This window comes from Eubacterium pyruvativorans (genome assembly GCF_900102225.1).
In the GTDB taxonomy this organism is placed as follows: domain Bacteria; phylum Bacillota; class Clostridia; order Peptostreptococcales; family Anaerovoracaceae; genus Aminicella; species Aminicella pyruvativorans.
Genome location: NZ_FNBF01000052.1, coordinates 1 through 2,680 on the forward strand (window position 1 = coordinate 1; position 2,680 = coordinate 2,680).

The 2,680-nt window shown below is 59.9% G+C and carries 2 protein-coding genes; both read right to left on the bottom strand.

What is annotated here, in order from left to right; genetic code table 11:
* Positions 1 to 238 precede the first annotated feature (238 nt).
* Positions 239 to 1,432, bottom strand: a complete 1,194-nt coding sequence (locus BLQ24_RS09880; protein WP_090164753.1) for a tyrosine-type recombinase/integrase — start codon at positions 1,430 to 1,432, stop codon at positions 239 to 241.
* Positions 1,433 to 1,562: 130 nt separating this feature from the next.
* Entirely contained in the window at positions 1,563 to 2,489 is a 927-nt protein-coding gene (locus BLQ24_RS09885; protein ID WP_090164754.1) for an alpha/beta fold hydrolase, read from the bottom strand.
* Positions 2,490 to 2,680 lie beyond the last annotated feature (191 nt).

Genomic DNA, 2,680 nt, shown 5'->3' on the forward strand with positions numbered 1-2,680 from the left:
AGAGCCTTCTTCGATGACTTAACCATTGTCATTCTCCTCCTAAATTCACTCGACAACCTCTTCATCACGGTGGTTTTCCCGGTCAGAAATGAAAATTTCTGCAACGAGAAAATAACCTTATGACGATAACTATATCTCAGGGTTTTTGCCGGCGGCGGACGGGGATGGAATGTCCGGGAATTTTGTTGCCGGCGGGGCCCTGCTGGCCCGGAGGGGGGCGCCGCCGGAAGGGAAGAGGTCAGTAGATCCGGAAGGCCTCCCGGGCCTGGTGAAGGGCGGCTAAGTTGTGGATCGCCTGGGCCTTCGTCTGTTCGCTGATGCTGACGTAGTACTTCGCCGTCACATTGATGTTGCTGTGGCCCAGGAGTTTGGAGACCACCTCGATCGGGGCACCCGCCTCCACCAGCTCCGTAGCAAAGGTGTGGCGGTAGGTATGAAATCCCCGGCAGGGGACGCCGATCTTCCGGTAGTAGCGGTTGAACGTGCCTTGCAGGGATCTTTTGTCATACGGATTGCCGTAACGGGTCAGGAAGATCATGTCCTCCGGGCCTTCGCAGCTCTCCCGGTGGTCCCGCCAGGACCGCCATATCCGGTGCTCCCGCAGGGCGGCCAGGACGGGGTCGGAGAGGGGGATGGAACGCCGGCTGTCCAGGGATTTCGGAGGGAGGAGGACATAGCTGGTTTTTCCGCCGCCGGCCAGGTCCTCCTGTTTGATCAGCTGCCGCTCCACGTGGAGGGTGTGGCCCTGGATGTCCCCGTACTGGAGGCCCAGAAGTTCGCTGATTCTGAGGCCGGTGTTCATCATGAGGATGATCATGAAACGGATGTGGGGAACCTGATCCAGGCCGCCGGTGATTTTCATCAGTTCCTCCGGCGTCCAGATGACGATGTTGGAGACAGACCGCTTTCGCGCCGGCAGCCGGATGCCCCGGGTGATGTCGGGAATGTCGCCCCCCAGGGACAGGAAACGGCAGAACCGCCCCAGCAGCGCATTGAGAAACCGGAGATAGTAGTCCGGGCAGCAGGAGCGGTCGATGAACTGCTGGTAGTCCAGGGCGTTGATCTCATTCAGCGGACGCCGGGAGAATTCCGTGCCCTGCAGCAGGATCCGGTAGGTGTTCAGATATTCACTTTTCGTGTTGTACGCCAGGTCCCGGGAGTTGATCAGACCATAGAGATAATTTTCCAGCAGCAGCCCGACCGGCTCCTCCGGATCGAATCCCCGGGTCCGCTGCTGCCACGCCCGGAAGGCGGCTTCTGCCTTCGACCGGGTCGGGGCGATGAAGGCCCGGTGCCGGGGTTTCCAGCGGCCCTCCGGATCCAGCGTCATGCCGATCCGGGGGCGGATAGCGACAAAGTTTTTCTGCCGGCTCGTTCGTCTGCCGGAATGGCCCGGATCGGTGCAGGTCTTGAGTAAAATCAGTTCGCCCATGGTATACCTTCCTTTCTGTTTGTTGTTACTGTGCAGCAGGAATCGATTACCGGCGGGGACCGCCAACGAAAAGCGGCGGCCGGATGGCCGCCGCGGGGATTTTTTGTCCGATATCGCCGCAGGACTGCAGCTACAGCTGACGATTCATGAAGTCGATGATACCCTCCTCCACCTCATCCTTCAGATCCCGGTAGTTGTGGATTTCGTGGCGGTAGCCCGGATAGAGCCGGGTTTCCACATGGTGGCCGGAGTCGATCAGCCAGTTTGCAACCTGCATGACGCCGGTGCCGAACTGTCCCACCGGATCCTGGTCGCCGGCGATGTTGTAGATCGGCAGGGCCGCCGGGACTTTCTCCGCCCACTCCGGACCGGTGATGCAGTCCATCATCTGACAGAAGTACAGGAAGGCCCGGTTCGAGGTCGGCCGGGTGAAGGCGTCGAACGGGTCGGCGGCATGGTCCTTCTGGACGGCAGGGTCGGCGCAGATCCATTCATTGCCCAGTGTGACGCCCTCCGTGCAGCGGGAGAACATCCATCCCATGAGTTTCCCCGGCAGATCCGGATCGGATTCTTCTCCCAGTCCCCGGTCCACCAGATCCTGACAGGCGGCAATGCCTTCCGCCAGGTCCGGCCATTCGCCGGTGGTACCGCAGATGACAGCGCCGGTCAGTTCTTCGCCATATTTCCCGATGTAGTCCCGGGTGATGAAGGACCCCATACTGTGGCCGAACAAGAAGTACGGCAGATTCGGATACATCTTCACCGTCAGATCGTGAAGGTGGTGTTCGTCCTCCATCATGGTGTGGGGACCCTTCGTTCCCCAGTCGCCCCAGGTGTCGTTCTCGATGGCGGTCTTGCCATGACCCACATGGTCATCGGCGGCGACGATGTAGCCGGCATCCACAAAATGGGAAATCATATGAAGGTACCGGCGGGAATGCTCGCCGAATCCGTGGATCAGCTGGAGGATTCCCTTCGGCTCGGCGGCCGGCACATAGATCCAGCCATAGACGGTGTCTCTCTCATTATAGGACGGGAAAGTTACTTCATGAAGCATGACAATTTTCTCCTTTCGGTTGCGTGATATATCTTTTCATATTATACTCCGAAATAGAGGAGAGCGGGCGGAATATTCGGAAAGCGAGGGGCGGCGTGCTGCGGGGCGGCGTGCTGCGGGGCGGCGTGCTGCGGGGCGCCGTCGAAAAGCGTGGGACGCCGTCGAAAAGCGCAGGACGCCGTCGAAAAGCG

Bases quoted from the DNA above. Each gene is read 5' to 3' on its own strand.
- BLQ24_RS09880 (WP_090164753.1), bottom strand. From the start codon at position 1,432: ATGGGCGAACTGATTTTACTCAAGACCTGCACCGATCCGGGCCATTCC.
- BLQ24_RS09885 (WP_090164754.1), bottom strand. From the start codon at position 2,489: ATGCTTCATGAAGTAACTTTCCCGTCCTATAATGAGAGAGACACCGTC.